Origin of the sequence: Sorangium sp. So ce131 (assembly GCF_051519095.1) — a bacterium.
Taxonomy (GTDB): Bacteria; Myxococcota_A; Polyangia; order Polyangiales; family Polyangiaceae; genus Sorangium.
Genome location: NZ_CP150455.1, coordinates 12,843,659 through 12,860,642, shown reverse-complemented (window position 1 = coordinate 12,860,642; position 16,984 = coordinate 12,843,659). Strand labels below are relative to the sequence as shown.

Genomic DNA, 16,984 nt, shown 5'->3' with positions numbered 1-16,984 from the left:
TCCCGCTACCGCGCCGGGGTGATGGTCACCTTGAGCATCTGGTTCGCCGCAGGATACAGGTATCCGTCATCGACGGGGCGCACCTGGTCCGTCGGATCGTCGGCGCCCACCTGCGGCCCGGCCTGGCGCGGCGCCTGGTCGGGGCCCACGCCGGGCCATTGGTTCACCTCGGTGCCCGCGTCCCAGATCGTGACCTGGTCGGAGACATCGCCGCTCACCGGCTCGCCGCTCGTGTCGAACAGCGCGATCCCCTGCTCGCTCGGCGCGAAGAACAGGTCGTTCGATTGCCCCAGCATCGACGCGAAGCTCAGCCGCTCGCCGGGCCGCGCGGTCACCGTGAAGCTGAACTTGGCGCCGGGCAGCAGCGGCCCCGGCATCGAGGCGCCCACGGGCGTGTTGTAGACCAGCACCGACGAGATCCCGCTCTCGCCCCCGACCTCGGTCTTCAGCGACGCCGCGAGCGCGGTCGGGTTTCCGTCCTCCGCCAGCATCTCGAGGCCCTTGCCCCGGTCCGCCTCGCCCGACCTGAACAGGGGCGCTGCGGCCCCGTGCACCACCGCGACGCCCGGCGCCGCCGGCGAGGTCAGCCCCGCGCGGGCCATGGTCCCCTCGTGCAGCGTCGTCGGGTTCCCGTCCTCGGCCTGCGCCTCCAGCCCGTTGCCGGGGTACGCCTTCCCGACCGTGAACAGCGGGTCTTTCATCGTGTGCACCACGAAGAGCCCCGGCGACAGGGGCACGGCGGCCGGCTCCCCGCCCTCGGGCATCAGCGTCCCCACCTCCGACATGTTGGTGATCCGGACCGTGAACTCATTGCCCGGCTCCGGCGTCAGCGTCACCTGGATGACCTCCTCGACCGCCGGGTAGGTATACGCATCGTTGACCAGCCGCACCGTGTTGTCCGGGTCCTTGGCGCCCGTGTTCGGGCCCCCCTGCCGGGGCGCCTGGTTCGGCCCCGCGCCCGGCTCCTCGTTGGCCTCGCTGCCCGCGTCCCACAGCGGGACCTGGTCGGTCACGTCCCCGCTCACCGGGTTGCCCGCCTCGTCGTAGAGCGCGATCCCCTCGCCGTCGGGCGCAAAGAACAGATCGTTCGACTGCGCGAACATCGTCGTGAACGACAGCCTGTCGCCCGGCAGGGCGCCCACGCGGAACTCGAAGATGTCCCCGGGGAGGAGCGGCCCGGGCTTGCTCGCGCCCACCGGCGTGTTGAACACGCCGGCCACCCGGAAATCCCGCGCGGGCGTCACGTTCTCGATGGTCACCTCGAAGCTCGTGGCCGCATCCCCGCCGGTGGATCCGCCTGCGCCTCCCCCGCCCATGCCGCCGGCGCCGGTCGTATCGCCGCCTCCGCCGTCGCTGCAAGCAGCGGCGAGGGTGAGGACGAGGGGCAGGGCCGACAGCGCGCGATTCCGAACCTTCATGACGATCCTCCAGATGCGGTGAATGAGATGACGCGGCCTGGATCGCCCCCCGCCGAGGCAAGCCCCGCGGCAGCGATCGTTCCGCCGACGCGCCCCGGAGACCGGAGCGGCCGCGGGCGCCCGCATGGCGCCCGCCTCGGCCCGCGGTGGCCCGCGGCGCGTCGTTCGGTGGTGCCTACTCGCCGGACGCAGGTCGGTTTCGCGCCCCTCTCACGCGCCTGCACGATCGCGCTCGGAAAGAATTTTCCAGCGCAGCCGCCCCCGCAGGCTGTGGACGTGAAGACGGCCGTTGGGCCGCCTCGATCGGTTTTCCCTCCGCCTCCGGTACCTGCGTCCCAGAGCGGCGGTCGCCCGCACAGGAGACGGGCCCATATCGGCGTTTTCGGCGCGGAGGCGCACTCCTGTGCGCTGAGCACCGAAAACGTCGAGATGGGCCCGTATCCGCAGCGGGCGACCGCCGCTCAAAGGCCGCAGTCGGCCCAGCCGTCTGCGTCCACCCCGCAGGGGGCCTGCGGCGGGCAAACGAACGTCTGAACGCCGTTGTCCTGGGAGCAGGTCACCACCACGGATCGCCCGTCGACCACGTCGCACATCCCCAGCTCGGGGATGCCCGAGCAGTCCGGCGCCGTCGCGTTCGGCGCGAACCAGCAGCGGGGGCGCGACCCCGGCCCCTCGGTGCACGCGTCGGGCGCCGCGGCCGCCTCCACTTCAGGGCTGAACGTCAGCACCTGCTCGTACGGCGGGATCAGGCCGGGGATGGTGGTGCCGCGGAACTTGGTCCCGCAGAGCGCCCCCTGGAACGCGGTGTCTACCCGGCACTGCAAGGACGGGTACTCGTCCTTGGTCACCGTCACCTCGGTGGCGTCGGGCGTACTCAGATCGGGGACAGGACGGGTATCGCCGCCCGCTCGCCCCCACCGACCGAAGTCCTCGGCGACCGCGGCGAGGCGATAACACAGGTCCTGCTCCGCGACGTCGTCCCACGCGGCGTCGCAGCGCGTCTTCGCGTACTCCGTCACCGTCTCGCGGAACCCGGCGTTCGCCTCGCGCTCGGCGGACCAGAGGCGCGGGAGACACTCCTTCGTCGCGAAGTAATCCGCCTGGCTCTCCGCGCTGCTCACCGTTCCGAACTGCCCCGTCGCCAGGCCTTCGACCTGCTCCTGCTGCGCAGGTGTACGCTTGAAGGGGAAACCCCCGAGCGCATGGCCTATCTCGTGGCACGCGACGAACGCGACGAGGTCGGGCGTCAAGCCCGGCCTGAGGAGGTCCGGGCCCAGATGGATGGCCCAGGTGCGATCGGCCGCGATCTCCAGCCTGGTCTCGGGGACGACCCCGGCGTCCACCGTGAAGCGAGCCCCGTGAGCCCTCGCGTGGTCTTGATAGGCCTCCACCGCCCGGCTCGTGATCTCGAACGCCTGCTCCATCGTGACATCGCCGCCGGAAGCCGGCTCGTCGGTCGGCTCGCCCGCCGTGAGGGGCGATTCGTCCCCGGTCAGGGCCTCATCCACCGCCGTCGAGGGCGTCGAATCCGAACCGTCGGAGCCCAGCGGGATCGGGAGATCCGAGCAAGCAACGAGCGTCAACGCGGCCGCGCTCACGAGCGTTGCCGTCGCCGCGCTGCGATGTCGATACTTCCTGATGCCATGCTTCATGTGCATATGCAGACCCTTCGTCAGAATGGGATAGATGGTCGCTCAGCAGCTCCCGGGTCGCGCACCGCGCCCCGGAGCACGCAGAGGACCGCTCGCCGCCCGGATCCGGACAGCACATGAGGCTTGATGCCGCGAAGGGGCGCGCCCCTTCAGAGTATTTGTTGCGGCATCGACGACACGCTCGCCTGGCCGCCTGAAAAGCGTGCCGCGCAGCTTATTTCAATGCACCAATGTGCAAAATTTACTGTCGCGAAGAAATTATCACATGCGTTCCGCTGTTGAGTCCGCATCGCCACGACCTGCAGCGCGGAGCGCCTCCCCGAGGGACCAGACCGAGATCGCCAGCAGGGCCACGTCCTTGATCAGGAACTGACCGAGCGCGCCGATCGCGGGGAACCCGCCGATGTCATCCGCCCATACCCCAGGCGTCGTGATCAGGAAGCTCAGCGTGCCCAGGAACGTCAGCGCCCCGAGCAGGCTGCCGACGGCCGCGATCCGAGCGAACCACGGCCGGGACAGGATCGCGAGCCCGATCGCGATCTCGGTGACGCCGAGCAGGTTGGACGTCCCCTGGACACCCATCACTGGATACGTCCACGAGAACAGCGGGCTGTTTTCGATGAACGGGCGGATCGCCTGCGCCTCCATCTCCGTGAACTTCATGCCCCCGATCCACAGCAGCGTGAGCGCCAGACCGGCGCGGAGCAGTCGGCCGCCGAGGGCCTCGATCCGGACGCCCCACGCTGCTAGGCTGGGCTCCGTTCGCTTCGTAACCTGGATGTCGGCGAGCTGGGCGGCACGGTCGGTGGTCAACATGGTGGTCTCTCCCTCGTGGATTCAGCCTCTCGGGGCTGCCTCGCCGGCGGCCCCCTCGATGTCCATGGGACGCCATGGGGGCGCTGGTTCTTACTTCCGCAGGGAGCCTCTTCTCGAGGCCGCCTGATGAGCGAGCGGACGAACGAGGAGTGGCTGCGGCTCCTCCGCGAACCCGGGGCGCAGGCGAACGCCGCGGTCGCCGAGCTGCGACGCGTCGTGCGGGGAGGCCTGCAGCGGGCGCTCGCCGGACGCAGCGGCGTGGGGGACGCCGTGCTCGACGACCTGGCCCAGGACGCCACGCTGAAGGTGCTCGGCGCGCTCGATTCGTTCCGGGGCAGAAGCCGCTTCACCACCTGGGCGGTCACCATCTCCATCCGCGTGGCGCTCACCGACCTGCGGAGGGCCCGCTGGAAGGACGTGTCGCTGGATCAGCTCACCGAGAGCACGGGCGGGCCGATCCCGATCGCGGCCCCCGACGCGAACACCCACGCCGCCAGGGAACGAGTGATCGCCGCCTTGTACCACGCGCTCGATACCGAGCTGACCGACCGGCAGCGCCGGGCGTTGATCGCCGAGCTCAAGGGCATGCCCCAGGCCGAGATCGCCGAGCAGCTCGAGACGACCCGGAATGCCCTGTACAAATTGACCCACGACGCTCGCCGCAAGCTGCAACAAGGCCTCGCCGCGGCCGGCTTCAGCGAGGACGACGTAAGAGAAGCGTTCGATATCCCCTCACAGGAAGGGACGCCCCCGAGAGGAGCGCCATGAAGCGCCTATCCCAGGAAGAGATCCGCGATCTGGCCAAGGTCGTCCTCGCGACGACGCCCGACGAGCTGACCTGCGACGAATGGCTGGAGCACGCGCCGCAGTACGCCGAGCTCGTGGTGGAGGGCGCCCCGGTGCCGGAGGTGCTGGTCGAGGCCGCGAAGCACCTCGACCTGTGCCCCGAGTGCGCCGAGGAGCTGCGCGCCTGTCTCCTCGCGCTGGCCGCGCACTGACCGTCGAGCGTCTCGCGCCCTCTACCGTCACGCGGCACGTCGATCGCCAGCGGCAACACCTACCTCCGGCTGTACCGGGGAGACAACACCCTGGTGGCCGAGAACGAGCAGGCCCCCGGCGCCTCCGGGCGAGCGCTCCCTCACTGCGCTCGCTCGGCCTGCATGGCAGGCAGCCACATGCGCACCGTCGTGCCTTCGCCGAGCGCGCTCTCGACACGGATGCTGCCCTGGTGCTCCTGGATGAACCGGTGCGTCAGCGACAGCCCGAGCCCGGTTCCTTGCCCAGGCGGCTTCGTCGTGAAGAACGGCTCGAAGATGCGGCTCAGGTCCTCGGCGCGGATGCCGCAGCCGGCGTCGCGCACGTCGATCTCCACGCCATGGACGTCCCCGTGCGGGCGCGGTCGAGCCCCGATGACGACGGCGCCGCCCCGGGGGCTCGCGTCGAGGGCGTTGCCGATCACGTTGAGCAGGGCCGACTCGAGCTGCGATGTGTTGACGAGCACGGCGGGCAGCACCGACGCCGAGCTGTTCGCCTCGAGGTGGACCCTGCGCTCGCGCGCCCGCGGCGCGGAGAGGTCGACCGCGCGGCGGAGCGCCTCGCGCACGTCGCACGGCTGCCGGCCGACCGGCTTGCCGCGCGCGTACTCCAGCAGCGCCGTCACGAGGTCCGAGCAGCGTTTCGCCTGCCGCTCGATGGCCCCCAGCGCCTTCACGAGCGCGGCCTCGTCGGGCAGGCCATCCCCCTTTCGGTGCCGCCGGAGCAGGAGCTGCGCGTTCATCAGGATGACCGAGACCGGGTTGTTCATCTCGTGCGACAGCCCGGCGACCAGCGTGCCTATCGCCGCCATCTTGCCCGCCTGGAGGAGCTCCCCCTGCGTCTCCGAGAGCCGCTCGAGCGCGGCCGCGAGCTCGCGGTTCCTCGCGGCGAGCTCCACGTAGGCGCGGTGCAGCCGCTCGGCCGCGCGGATCCGCGCCTTGAGCACCAGCGGATCGAACGGCTTGCTCACGTAGTCGTCGGCGCCGACCTCGAGCCCGCCCACGGCCTCGGCGCGGCCCGCCCTCGCCGTGAGCAGGAGGATCGGGATGTCCCGGAGCTCGGGATCCCCCTTGAGCCGCCGGACCAGCTCGAAGCCGTCCATCCCGGGCATCATGACGTCGGAGACGATGACATCGGGCCTCGTCGCCCTGACCGACTCGAGCGCTTCCCAACCGTTCGTCGCCAGCAGGACCTCGTGCTCGGCGGACAGGATGCCTTCCAGGTAAGAGGCCATGTCCAGGTTGTCTTCCACGACGAGCACACGCGACGTCCGCGCCTCGACGCGGCCGCCCTCGCGGACCCCTGCCGCAGCGCGCGGCGCGGGCGCGGCGAGATCGCCCGCGGCCCGCGGCGGGGGCGCGGGCGCAGACGCGGCGAGAGCGTCCGCGGCGCGCGGCGCGGGCGCAGGCGCGGCGAGAGCGTCCGCGGCGCGCGGCGCCGGCGGCGTCGCGACGCCGGCGCCGGCGCCGCCGGACGGGCTCGGCGGCGCCGGCGCGCGCGGCGAGAGCGACGCCATCGCGCCGTCCGCCGCGCGCGGGAGCCGCACGAAGAAGCGGGAGCCGACCCCGGGCTCGCTCTCCACGCCGACCGTGCCTCCCATGAGCTCCGCGAGCTCCTTGGCCAGCGACAGCCCGATCCCGGTCCCCTCGTGCTTGCGCGTCGCGGACGCGTCGATCTGCTGGAACCGCTGGAAGAGCAGGTGTCTCTGGTCCGGCGGGATGCCAGGACCGGTGTCCTCGACCGAGAGCTCGACATGGCTGTTCGTCGCCCGCAGGCCGACCTCGACCCGGCCGCCCGGCGGGGTGAACTTCAGCGCATTGCCCAGCAGGTTCAGCGCGATCTTCTCGAGCTTGCGCCGATCGACGGGGATCGTCCGCAGCGCTGGATCCGCCCGGAGCGACAGCTGCACTCCTCCGTGCTCCGCCGCGGGGCGCGCCTCCTCGACCATGTCCTCGACGAGCTCTTTCACGTCGACCGCCTCCCAGTCGACCTGCATCTTGCCGGCCTCGATCTTCTGGTAATCGAGGACGTCGTCGACGAGCCGGCGGAGCCGCCGCCCGCTGCGCTGGATGCGCTCGAGATCCGCCCGCGCCCGCGGCGAGAGGGGCTCGTCCTTGCTCGACAGGAGCGAGTCGAGCGGCCCGAGGATGAGCGAGAGCGGCGTCCGGAGCTCGTGGCTCATCACCGTGAGGAACTCCCCCTTGGCGCGGGCGGCGGCGTCGGCGGCCTCCTTGGCCTCCTTGAGCTCGACCTCCATCCGCTTGCGCTCGGTGATGTCGACATAGATCCCGAGCAGCCCGGCCACCTCGCCGCGCTCGTCGCGGATGGGCACCTTGCTGGTGAGCAGGACCCGCTGCTCGCCGTCCGGGCGCAGCAGCGGCTCCTCGATGTCGAGGATCGACGTGCCGCGCTCCATGACCTCCCGGTCGATGCGCACGAAGGCCTCCGCGTCGTCGCGCCGTCCCCAGACATCGAAGTCGGTCTTGCCGACGAGGTTCTCCAGGACCTTCGTGTTCGTGTCGTTGAGGAAGTTCTGGTTTCCGCCGAGAAACCGGCCCTGGCGATCTTTCCAGAAGATGGCGTGGGGCACGTTGGCGATAACGTACTTGAGCACCGCCTGTTGCTGCTCGAGGTCCCTCCGCGCCCGATGCTCCGCGGCGCCGCTCTGTGCCTCAACCAGAGCAGCCGCCCCGGACGTCCGTGCCCGTCCTGCGCGCGCTCGACGGGCCTGGACGAGCTTGCTGAGCTTGGCAGAAAGTCGGTAGAGACGTGGCATCGTTGTCTCGTCGCGCGAGCATAGAGCGAGCGCGAGCGACCACAAAGCATCACCGCACAGGAACCCACCCGTTGAGCACGGGCGGCCGGGGCGGAAGATCCGCCGAGCGAGCGCTGCGGCGCTCTTGCTTCACCCATCCAGATGTGCCCTCGATGGATCCGTCCGTCGCCATAAGGTGCGCGATTCGTGGGGCCATCGTCGCGCGCCAGGAATCGCGCAATGCAATCAAAGTACAGGCGGGAGGAGGGGCGGGTCGACCTCTGGAGCGGTCGACGCGCCATGCGGCTTACGCGAGAGCACGGGAACGGGCTGCGCCCGCGCTCGTCCATGTCCACGGGATCAGGGACCTCGCCGAGGTGGAGGCGCGAGCCTCCATCCCTCTGCCGATGGAGGAGGCTGCCGCCTCCACCTCGACAGGGCGAGCGGCGGTCAGCCCCACGGCCCGCGTCGCGATCTTGCGCTGCGAGAGCGATAAACGCTCAGGAGCGCTCCGGGGAACGCCTCAGGCATGCTCCCTGCTCCTTGGTCGGGCGCGGCCGGAGAGGCCGGCAACCCAAGGGAGTCGCACCATGAAGATTGCTGCGTATCATGTCGGTCTCGGTCTCATCGCCTTCTCGATGGTCACGGGCTGCGTGGCGGCGGACGAAGGCAGCTTCGACGAGGAAGACACGGCGGAGAGCGCCGAGGCGCTCGGGGGAAACCCTGACCCCTGCGCGATGGGGGCCGACCCGAACTTTACCAGCGCGCAGCTCACCGCGGTCGGAGCAAGCGAGACTTACGTTCGCGCCTACCAGTGGATCGACAGCATCTGTCCGGCCAGCGGGCAGAATCGCGCGACGACGATCGTGGATTTCCCCGTGCCGGGCTATTACCAGCACCAGACCCCGGAGACGTACAGCTTCGTCGTGCAGCCGTCCTTCTGGGGCTCCTCGTCCACCTCGTGGAGCGACGCGCCGCAGGCGATGATCGACTGCGCGAACACCAAGATGGCGACGCGCGTGCAGCGCTGGGACTGGGCCACGGGCCAGTTCGTGCAGCTCACATACAAGGAGCAGACCGGCGCGTGGGTCTGGGACAACACGACAACCGGCCGCGGGCACTGCTCGACGCCGGCGTTCGTCTACTACCACGAGAACTACGGGACCGCGCACCAGGTCGCCACGAACAAATACCGCGTCCGCACCTGGGCCACGCAGCCCGACGACTCCCACGCGACCGTCTGGATCACGGGGACTCACACGGGCCTGTAGCCTCGCGGTGCGGCGTCGCGGGCAGCTCGGTCATGTGCCGCCTTCGAGCCTTGGCCCCGCCCCCAGCATCGTCGCCCCGGGGTTCGCCGCGTCGCGGTCGATCTCCGGGACGCGTGCGCGCGCACAGCAGGAACCCGACACAACCTCGCGCATGTTCGCGAAGGACGGCCGAGGCTGCCGGCATCCATCAAGCGACGGTTGAACGCAGATGCAGGTCCAATGCTATCGCGTCGTCATTTCCTAGGCTTCACTGGCCTTGGCGGGCTCGCGCTCGCCGGGCTCCCGCTCTTGTCCGGCTGCTCGACCGCCGCTCTTGCGCCCTCCGCGCCCAGGCCCGATCCGCTCCCGGACGATCCGCGCAAACCGTGGTGGCTCCGCAAGAACTTCGCGCCGGTCGGCGAGACCGAGGCGAAGGACCTCGCGATCGTCGGCGCGCTCCCGCCCACGCTCTCCGGGCTCTACCTGCGGAACGGACCGAACCCCAAGGCGGTCGACTCGGGCCGCTGGTTCCTCGGCGACGGGATGGTGCACGGGATCCTGCTCGATCGAGGCAAGGCCCCCTGGTATCGCGCGCGGTTCGTGCAGACGCCGGTCCTCGGGGGCGCGAGGAGGGGGGAAGGGCCCCCGGGGCTGACGGAGCACCGGGCGAGCACGGGCATACTCGGCTACCAGGGGCGCGTCTTCTGCCTCGAGGAGGTGGGCCTGCCCTACGAGATCAAGAAGGACGATCTGTCGACCCTCGGTCCGTACGATTTCTCCGCCAAGCTGAAGACGGCGATGACGGCGCACCCGAAGCTCGATCCGGTGACCGGCGAGCTGATGTTCTTCGCCTACGGGCTGTCCGACCCCATCATCACGTACCACCGCTGCGACGCGAAGGGCGCGCTCGTGCAGACCGAGACGATCTCCGTGCGGAGCCCCGTGCTGATGCACGACTTCCAGGTGACGGCGACGCGCGTGATCTTCTTGGATCTGCCGATGCTGTTTGATCTCGAGCGGGCGATCGCGGGCGACGCGCTCCCGTACCTGTGGAGGCCCGAGGGCGGCGCGCGCATCGGGGTGATGCCGCGCGCGGGTACGGCGGCGGACGTGAAATGGATCGAGGTGGATCCTTGCTTCATGTTCCACACGTGGAACGCGTGGGATGATCCGGCCGATCCGGACGTGGTTCACCTGGAGGGGGTGCGGTACCCGTCGTTATGGGAGAAGGGGTCGAGCGACTTCAACATGAGCGGGAGCCCTCACCGCTTCTCGATCGATCTGGCGAACGCGAAGGTCTCGCTCACGAAGCTCGACGATCGCTTCGTGGAGTTCCCGCGCATCAACCCGGCGCGGCAGGGCATGAAATACCGCTATGGATACGGCGTGACGACGACGCTTGATCCGTCCGAGCCCGGGGCGACCCCGGCGCTCAACCAGATCGTCAAATACGACTGGGACGCTGGCAAGGCCGTCGTGCACGCGCTCCCTGCGGGCCAGGAGGTGGGCGAGGCGACGTTCGTGCAGGACGCCGAGGGGACGGCCGAGGACGACGGCTGGCTCCTCGCCTATGTGTTCAGCCACGCGACGAACCGGAGCCATCTGCTCGTGCTCGACGCCACCGACGTGGCGGGCGAGCCGGTCGCGAAGGTCGAGCTCCCGAGCCGCGTGCCGCACGGGTTCCACGGCGACTTCCTGCCGGACGGCGCGTAGCGCGCAGGGCGCCCGCCTCCGCGAGCAGGGGTGATCAGCGACAATTACTTCTGCCGCCTGGCGACAACTAGATTTGCCGGTGTGGCGGCCGTGCGGACGGCCTGTGCGACGGTGCGGAGCTGAGGGCTCCGGCCGGGTGCCGGGGCTCGAGGAGCCCGGATGGTCAGCGACAGGCAGGTCCGCGTGCTGAGAAAGAAGCGGATGGAAGGCAAGACGTTGGAGGCGGCCGCTGCGGCGGCCGGGATGAGCGAGAGGACGGCGCGGACGTGGCAGCGCGGGCCGCTGCCCTCGGAGACGAAGCAACCGCGGACATGGCGCACGCGACCGGACCCGTTCGTCGAGGTGTGGGCGACGGAGATCGAGCCGCTGTTGGTCGCGGACAAGGAGGGGGAGCTGGAGGCGAAGACGATTTTCGAGGAGCTTGCGCGCAGAAAGCCGGGCGTGTTCGAGCCAGGGCAGCTACGCACGCTCCAGCGGCGCGTACGGGAGTGGCGTGCGCAGCACGGGCCGGAGAAGGAAGTCTACTTCCCGCAGGAGCACACGCCGGGGCGCATGGCATCGATGGACTTCACCCACGCCACCGAGCTCGGCGTCACCATCGCCGGCGAGCTGTTCGTGCACCTGTTCTTCCAGCTCGTGCTCGCCTACAGCGGCTGGCGCTTCGTCGAGCTCGCGTTCGGCGAGACGTTCGAGGCGCTCGTGAAGGGCCTGCAGGGCGGGCTGTGGGCGCTCGGCGGAGTGCCCGAGAGGGTTCGTCTGGACAACCTCTCGGCGGCGACGCACGAGCTGGTGAAGACGGGTGGTCGCACGTTGACACGGCGGTTCGCCGAGGTGGTCGAGCACTACGGCCTTCAGGCCTCGCGCATCCAGCCCGGCGAGTCGCATGAGAATGGAGTCGTGGAGAAGGCGCACCACCTGCTCAAGAGCGCGCTGGAGCAGGCGCTCTTGTTACGTGGCAGCCGCGACTTCCTGACCGTCGAGGCGTACATGGCATTTGTCGGGCGCGTCGTCGAGGAGAAGTTTCACCGAGGCCGTGAGGCGCGGCTGGCCGAGGAGCGTGCGGCGCTCAGGCCACTGCCCTCCAGCCGCGTGCCCGAGTACACGCGGGTAGTCGTCGCAGTGCGCAAGTGGAGCACCATCCCGGTCGCGGGTCGGATCTACTCGGTGCCCTCGCGGCTCATCGGGCACGAGGTCGAGGCGCGGCTGTTCGCCGATGTCGTCGAGGTCCGGTACGCCGGCAAGCTGGTCGAGACGATGCCGCGGCTGCGCGGCGAGTACGGCCATCGCATCGACTACCGGCACGTGATCTGGTCGCTGGTGCGCAAGCCCGGCGCCTTCGCGGCGTATCGCTACCGCGAGGACCTGTTCCCGTCGCTCGTGTTCCGGCGGGCCTACGACGCGCTTCGCGAGCGGCGTGGCGACCGCGCCGACGTGGAGTATGTGCGCGTGCTGCACCTGGCTGCGAGCACGGGGGAGCGGGCGGTGGAACAGGCGCTCTCGGCGCTGCTTGAGCGGGGCGAAGCGTTTGACTACGCTGCGGTCAAGGCGCTGGCGCAGCCGGAGACACCGGCGGTGCCCGCGCTGCGCATCGGCGCGCCCGACCTCGGTCAGTACGACGCGCTGCTCGCGGCCGGAGGCGCGTCATGAGCGCCCTGACGTACACGCCCGAGATGGGGGCTCGGATCACGGCGCTGCTGTCGGAGTGGAAGCTGCCGACGGCGGCCGGCGAGCTGGTGCGGCGGCTTGTGGCCGGCGGCCACGGTGAGGCGCTCGGGGTGGTCGCCGAGGTGCTGGAGCTCGAGGCCGCAGGGCGCAAGGAGCGGCGCACCGACAGGCTGCGACGCGCCTCGAAGCTGCCGCCGGGCAAGACCTTCGACACGCTCGACAAGACGCGCGTGCCGCAGTCGGCGCTGCTGCGGGTGCAGGAGCTGTCGCGAGGCGACTTCGTGGACCACGCCGGCAACGTGCTGCTCTTCGGGATGCCCGGCGTGGGCAAGAGCCATCTGGCCTGCGCGCTCGGCCACGCGCTCATCGATACGGGCAGGAGCGTGCTGTTTACGCCGACCTACCAGCTGGTGCAGCACCTTCTGGCAGCCCGGCGCGACTTGAGCTTGCCGCGCGCGCTGCGGGCGCTGGACGTCTTCGACGCGATCTTGCTCGACGACCTGGGGTACGTGCAGCAGACGGCGGAGGAGGCGGAGGTGCTCTTCACGCTGATGGCCGAGAGGTACGAGCGCCGAAGCTTGATCATCACGAGCAACCTGGTCTTCAGCGAGTGGGACCGGATCTTCAAGACGCCGATGGCGACCGCGGCGGCGGTCGACAGGATCGTGCACCACGCGACGATCATCGAGATCGAGCGAAAGAGCGTGCGGGCAGAGGAGGCGAAGAAGCGCAACGCAGGCAAGAGGAACAGCGAGGACGAGGGATGAGAGAGACCGCGGCGATGCGCTGCGACGGGGTGGGGGCGCGGGGCGCGTCGGGCACCGTGCCGCCACGGGGGGCGCACGGCCGAGGTTTCGATGGCGTGGGCGCGGGAGGACGAGCGATGCGAGTGGCAAAGGAGGGCGGATGAACGGAATGGCCGTGGCGCGCTGGGACGGCGGTGGGGGCGCGGGGGCGCGTCGGGGCACCGCGTCGCCACTGCGGGCGCGCGGCCGAGGCCTCGATGGCGTGGGCGCGAGGGAATGTGAGGCCGACGGAACGACAACTACACGAGGAGGAAGTGCGCGAGGAAGCGGCGGGAGCAGGGCGGGGAACGCGACGACAACTACGGCGGAGGTGACGACAACTACACGAACGAGAGCGAGGGGGGCGAAGTGGGACGGCGACGAGAGGAAGGACCTGGCTGCGGCCGGCAAAAATAGTTGTCGCTGACCGGCAAGAGTAGTTGACGTCGATCAAGGGGTATCGCGCTGGCCTACAACAGACAGCCCTGGTTCCTCGGCCCGGAGGCTGGACGGCACGTCCGGGCCTCTCCACGCCTGCCCGATTCCGTCGCTCCGTCCACCAGGCCTCACACGCCTCGATCGCCCGCACCGGCGTGCCCTTCTCGCCGGCAAGCGCCGCGGCTATAGAGCGCCCCACACCATGCGCTCCCGCCACCAGGTCGCCGCCTTCGCCGTGTGTGCCGCCCTGCAGTCCGCCTGCTCGCCTCCCCCGCCGCCCGCCGAGCCGCCCGCGGCCGCGCCCGCGCCGCAGCCCACCGCTGCCGCGAGCGCGGCGGCGCCGGGCGGCACCAGCGCGCCCGTGGCGCCTGCGCCCGAGAGCACCGTCAAGGTGCTGGAGGAGGTGGGCGGCGTGGCCGCGGCCTCGTACACGCCCCGCGGCTTCGACAAGCTCACGGCGCAGCAGCGCGTGCTCGCCTACCACCTGGTGCAGGCGGCCCTGGCGGGGGATCCGCTCTTCACGATGCAGACCTCCAGGTACGGCTGGCCGGCGACGGAGCTCATGATCCAGCTCCTCGCGCAGAAGGACAAGCTGGAGCCCGCGCTGCGCGACAAGCTGACGACGTACCGCAAGATGCTCTTCTTGCATCACGGGATCCACGACGCGCGCACAGGGCAGAAGCTCGTCCCGCCCTTCTCACAGAAGGAGCTCGAGGGCGCGGCCAGGGCGCTCAGCGTCACGATCCCGAGGGATCTGCTCGCGGGGATCTTCGACCCCAAGGTCGCCCCCGTCGTCACCAACAAGACGCCTGGGAAAGGCAAGGACCCGATCCTCGAGTCGGCGGCGACGCACTACGAGGGGGTCGACAGCAAGGACCTCGCGAACTTCAAGGAGAAGTACGAGCTCAACGGCCGTATCGTGAAGAAGGGCGGCAAGCTCATCGAGGAGGTCTACCGGGCCGGCGGCGACGGCGCGTTGCCCGGCGTGGGCGCGAGGGAGCTCGGCCGGGTGGTGAGGCACCTCGAGGCCGCCGTCGCGCTCGCGCCGCCCGCGCAGCAGGAGCCGCTCAGGCACCTCATCACCTACCTGAAGACCGGCGAGCCGGGCGAGTTCACGAAGCACGACATCGCCTGGCTCAAGCAGGCCTTCCCGGTCGATTACATCCTCGGCTTCATCGAGACGTACGGCGACGTCCGCGCGCGCAAGGGCGGCTTCGAGGGCCTCGTCTTCATCGCCGATCCGGAGCGCGATCCGCCGCTCCAGGCGGTGGCGAGGAGCGCGCAGTACTTCGAGCAGAAGATGCCCTGGGAGGCGCGGTGGAAGCGCGACTCCTTCGCGGTGCCCGCGGCCGCGGCCGTGACCGCCGTCGCGGCCACGGGCGACGGCGGGCCGTTCACGTTCTCGGGCGTGAACCTGCCGAACGCGCAGGAGCTCCGCGAGAAGTACGGCTCGAAGAACTTCGTCGTGACCTCCACGATGGATATCCGCCAGGCGCTCACGTCCGACCGGACCATCGAGGAGTTCGCGCCGGAGGAGGTGCGCGCCGAGATGCTCCGCTGCGGGCGTCACCTGAGCTTCGCGGCGACCTCCTTCCACGAGGTCACCGGCCACGGCGCGGGCAAGGTGAACCCGGACCTCAAGGCGGATCCGGAGGCGCTGCTCGCCCCCTACTACTCGGCCCTTGAGGAGAGCCGCGCCGAGCGCGTGGCCGACTGGCTGGCCGGCGATCCCAGGACGGTGGAGATAGGCCTGCTGCCGGACGCCGGCTGCGCGCGGGTCTTCCCCGCGTTCGCGGCGTATAGCCAGCTCACGATGCTGAAGTCGGTGCCGCAGGGAGACGTGGCCGAGGACGATCACCTCCGCGCGGAGCTGATCGCCTTCGGCTGGGTCAAGGACAAGGGCGCCGTCGCCGTCGAGGTGCGGGGCGGCAAGACGTTCTTCGTGGTGAAGGACCCTGACGCCTGGCGCAAAGCCTCGGGCGAGCTGCTCGCCGAGCTCCACCGGATCAAGGCGACGGCCGATCGGGAGGCGCTGAAGGCGCTCGTCGAGCGGTACGCGACCCGGATCAACCCGGCGTGGCGCGACGAGGTGCTGGCCCGGCTGAAGGCGCTGAACCTGCCGCAGAGCATCGTCCCCATTCCGCCGACGATCGCGCCGGTCCGCGACGCGGGCGGGAAGATCGTGGACGCCAGGGCCGAGCAGACCCCCTCGCTCGACGCCTACATCGCGGCGATGGAGCAAGCCTGGGCGGGCTGAGCTCCGCCGACGCTCTCGTCCAGCGGCACCTCGTTGCTCAGCTCCAGCACGTTCCCGACGAGGTCGTACCGGTACCGCAGCCGCTGGAACGGCCTCGCCGTACGTGTACACCACGTTCTGCGTCGCCGGATAGTCGATCCTCTTCAGCGGATTGAAGTCGTACTCGTACCGGATGAGCTGCCCCCGCGCCGCCAGCTCCGCCATCTGCTTCGCCCGGACGTTCTCGGCCAGGTCATACTGCCACTCCGTCCGCCCCGCGTCCGGACTCACGAGCTCCACCATGCGCCCGGCGGTGTCCGCCCGGCGGTGTCGTACGCCGCCTGCGTGATGTTCCCCGAGCGTCGGTCCCCCCCACCAGCTCGCCCACCGGGTTGTGCGCGTACCGCGTCACCAGCTGCCGCTCCACCCCCTCGATCCGGTTGAACTCCTCCACCACCGCGATCCGACCCCCCACGTCCCGGTACGTGCTCCGTACCTTGTTGTTCGCGTCGGTCACCCTCTGCTGGAACGCGTGCTCCTCGTCCTTGTGGCTCGTCTTCACCCACGCCGGCGCGGCCGCCGTCTCGTCGGCCCGCAGCGCATGCGCGAACCTGACCGTCGGCTCACCCGCCCCGGCGAGCTCCTCATCCTATGTAAGTCGAGGATCCTCCTCCGCCGCTGGCAGTACCACGCCACTCGCCTCGCGGAACGACGCGCCCGGCGCGAACGCGTTGCTCCCGTAGCATACCTCGGCCGTCGCACGCGTACGCGCCGGTCGACTCGTACGCGTGTCTTAAACGCCGCTTATGGAGATTGCGGCGATTGCTGCTCTCCGACGACGCTAAGAAGAAAACGGTAAAAATCAAACGCCGCACCAGGTGGCTCGTAGACCGGTATCTCAAAACGAGCGCCGGAGCGTAGCCAAACGTAAAGGGAAAGGGACACAGGCTCCTTGGTTGGAAGCACAAGCCTTGCAACATCGGCAAACTTGAATGAGTTGCAGTCGGGGTCGCAGAGCACAGTTAGTCCTTCCTCGGTAATCACAAGCGCGTCTCTGTCTGAATCTTTGCGGTTTTCGTACACGCCAACTACTTGACCAGCAACTGGCGGATGCTCGCTGTCCCACCAGTGAGGCTTCGATCCACGTCCGAACGAAAAATAGCGATCGATCCCCCTTGTGCTACCATCGGAGAGAGTCCGTGGTCGCAAGTTTCTATTGGC

General features: G+C 69.9%; 11 protein-coding genes. 7 read left to right on the top strand and 4 right to left on the bottom strand.

Features of this window, described 5'->3' with window-relative positions:
- Window positions 1-5: 5 nt before the first annotated feature.
- The 3 genes from WMF43_RS46720 to WMF43_RS46710 all read right to left on the bottom strand — a co-directional run bounded on the left by WMF43_RS46720 (window position 6) and on the right by WMF43_RS46710 (window position 3,886).
- Window positions 6-1,418, bottom strand: a complete 1,413-nt coding sequence (locus tag WMF43_RS46720) for a spondin domain-containing protein (protein ID WP_437675245.1) — start codon at window positions 1,416-1,418, stop codon at window positions 6-8.
- A 461-nt stretch (window positions 1,419-1,879) separates the two neighbouring features.
- On the bottom strand, window positions 1,880-3,076 hold the full coding sequence (locus tag WMF43_RS46715) for a hypothetical protein (protein WP_437675243.1): 1,197 nt from the start codon (window positions 3,074-3,076) through the stop codon (window positions 1,880-1,882).
- A gap of 255 nt (window positions 3,077-3,331) precedes the next feature.
- The gene (locus tag WMF43_RS46710) at window positions 3,332-3,886 is read right to left on the bottom strand and encodes a YkgB family protein (RefSeq protein ID WP_437675241.1); all 555 of its coding nucleotides are present in this window, start codon (window positions 3,884-3,886) and stop codon (window positions 3,332-3,334) included.
- 126 nt (window positions 3,887-4,012) lie between these two features.
- Here WMF43_RS46710 and WMF43_RS46705 point away from each other — a divergent pair, with 126 nt between their 5' ends.
- Window positions 4,013-4,654 (top strand): sigma-70 family RNA polymerase sigma factor, encoded by a 642-nt coding sequence (locus tag WMF43_RS46705; RefSeq protein WP_437675239.1) that lies wholly within the window; start codon window positions 4,013-4,015, stop codon window positions 4,652-4,654.
- Window positions 4,651-4,884 (top strand): hypothetical protein, encoded by a 234-nt coding sequence (locus WMF43_RS46700; RefSeq protein ID WP_437675237.1) that lies wholly within the window; start codon window positions 4,651-4,653, stop codon window positions 4,882-4,884. Before WMF43_RS46705 ends, WMF43_RS46700 begins: the two co-directional genes overlap by 4 nt.
- A gap of 140 nt (window positions 4,885-5,024) precedes the next feature.
- On the opposite strand, the gene WMF43_RS46695 is transcribed toward WMF43_RS46700, so the two are convergent.
- Complete coding sequence (locus WMF43_RS46695) at window positions 5,025-7,535, bottom strand: ATP-binding protein (RefSeq protein ID WP_437675235.1); 2,511 nt, start codon at window positions 7,533-7,535, stop codon at window positions 5,025-5,027.
- A gap of 731 nt (window positions 7,536-8,266) precedes the next feature.
- On the opposite strand from WMF43_RS46695, the gene WMF43_RS46690 reads away from it, so the two are divergent.
- The 5 genes from WMF43_RS46690 to WMF43_RS46670 all read left to right on the top strand — a co-directional run bounded on the left by WMF43_RS46690 (window position 8,267) and on the right by WMF43_RS46670 (window position 15,784).
- Complete coding sequence (locus tag WMF43_RS46690) at window positions 8,267-8,947, top strand: hypothetical protein (RefSeq protein WP_437675233.1); 681 nt, start codon at window positions 8,267-8,269, stop codon at window positions 8,945-8,947.
- A gap of 219 nt (window positions 8,948-9,166) precedes the next feature.
- Window positions 9,167-10,639, top strand: coding sequence for a carotenoid oxygenase family protein (locus WMF43_RS46685; protein ID WP_437675231.1), 1,473 nt, complete (start codon window positions 9,167-9,169; stop codon window positions 10,637-10,639).
- Window positions 10,640-10,798: 159 nt separating this feature from the next.
- A complete protein-coding gene (gene istA, locus WMF43_RS46680; protein ID WP_437668776.1) occupies window positions 10,799-12,286 on the top strand; it encodes an IS21 family transposase in 1,488 nt (495 codons plus the stop codon).
- A complete protein-coding gene (gene istB, locus WMF43_RS46675; RefSeq protein WP_437671251.1) occupies window positions 12,283-13,071 on the top strand; it encodes an IS21-like element helper ATPase IstB in 789 nt (262 codons plus the stop codon). The genes istA and istB overlap by 4 nt, the downstream gene beginning before the upstream one ends.
- A gap of 658 nt (window positions 13,072-13,729) precedes the next feature.
- On the top strand, window positions 13,730-15,784 hold the full coding sequence (locus WMF43_RS46670; protein WP_437675229.1) for a dipeptidyl-peptidase 3 family protein: 2,055 nt from the start codon (window positions 13,730-13,732) through the stop codon (window positions 15,782-15,784).
- Window positions 15,785-16,984: the final 1,200 nt, after the last annotated feature.

Coding starts and splice junctions, on each gene's coding strand:
- WMF43_RS46705 (WP_437675239.1), top strand. CDS start 4,013: ATGAGCGAGCGGACGAACGAGGAGTGGCTGCGGCTCCTCCGCGAACCC.
- istA (WP_437668776.1), top strand. CDS start 10,799: ATGGTCAGCGACAGGCAGGTCCGCGTGCTGAGAAAGAAGCGGATGGAA.
- WMF43_RS46715 (WP_437675243.1), bottom strand. CDS start 3,076: ATGCACATGAAGCATGGCATCAGGAAGTATCGACATCGCAGCGCGGCG.
- WMF43_RS46690 (WP_437675233.1), top strand. CDS start 8,267: ATGAAGATTGCTGCGTATCATGTCGGTCTCGGTCTCATCGCCTTCTCG.
- istB (WP_437671251.1), top strand. CDS start 12,283: ATGAGCGCCCTGACGTACACGCCCGAGATGGGGGCTCGGATCACGGCG.
- WMF43_RS46720 (WP_437675245.1), bottom strand. CDS start 1,418: ATGAAGGTTCGGAATCGCGCGCTGTCGGCCCTGCCCCTCGTCCTCACC.
- WMF43_RS46685 (WP_437675231.1), top strand. CDS start 9,167: ATGCTATCGCGTCGTCATTTCCTAGGCTTCACTGGCCTTGGCGGGCTC.
- WMF43_RS46670 (WP_437675229.1), top strand. CDS start 13,730: ATGCGCTCCCGCCACCAGGTCGCCGCCTTCGCCGTGTGTGCCGCCCTG.
- WMF43_RS46700 (WP_437675237.1), top strand. CDS start 4,651: ATGAAGCGCCTATCCCAGGAAGAGATCCGCGATCTGGCCAAGGTCGTC.
- WMF43_RS46710 (WP_437675241.1), bottom strand. CDS start 3,886: ATGTTGACCACCGACCGTGCCGCCCAGCTCGCCGACATCCAGGTTACG.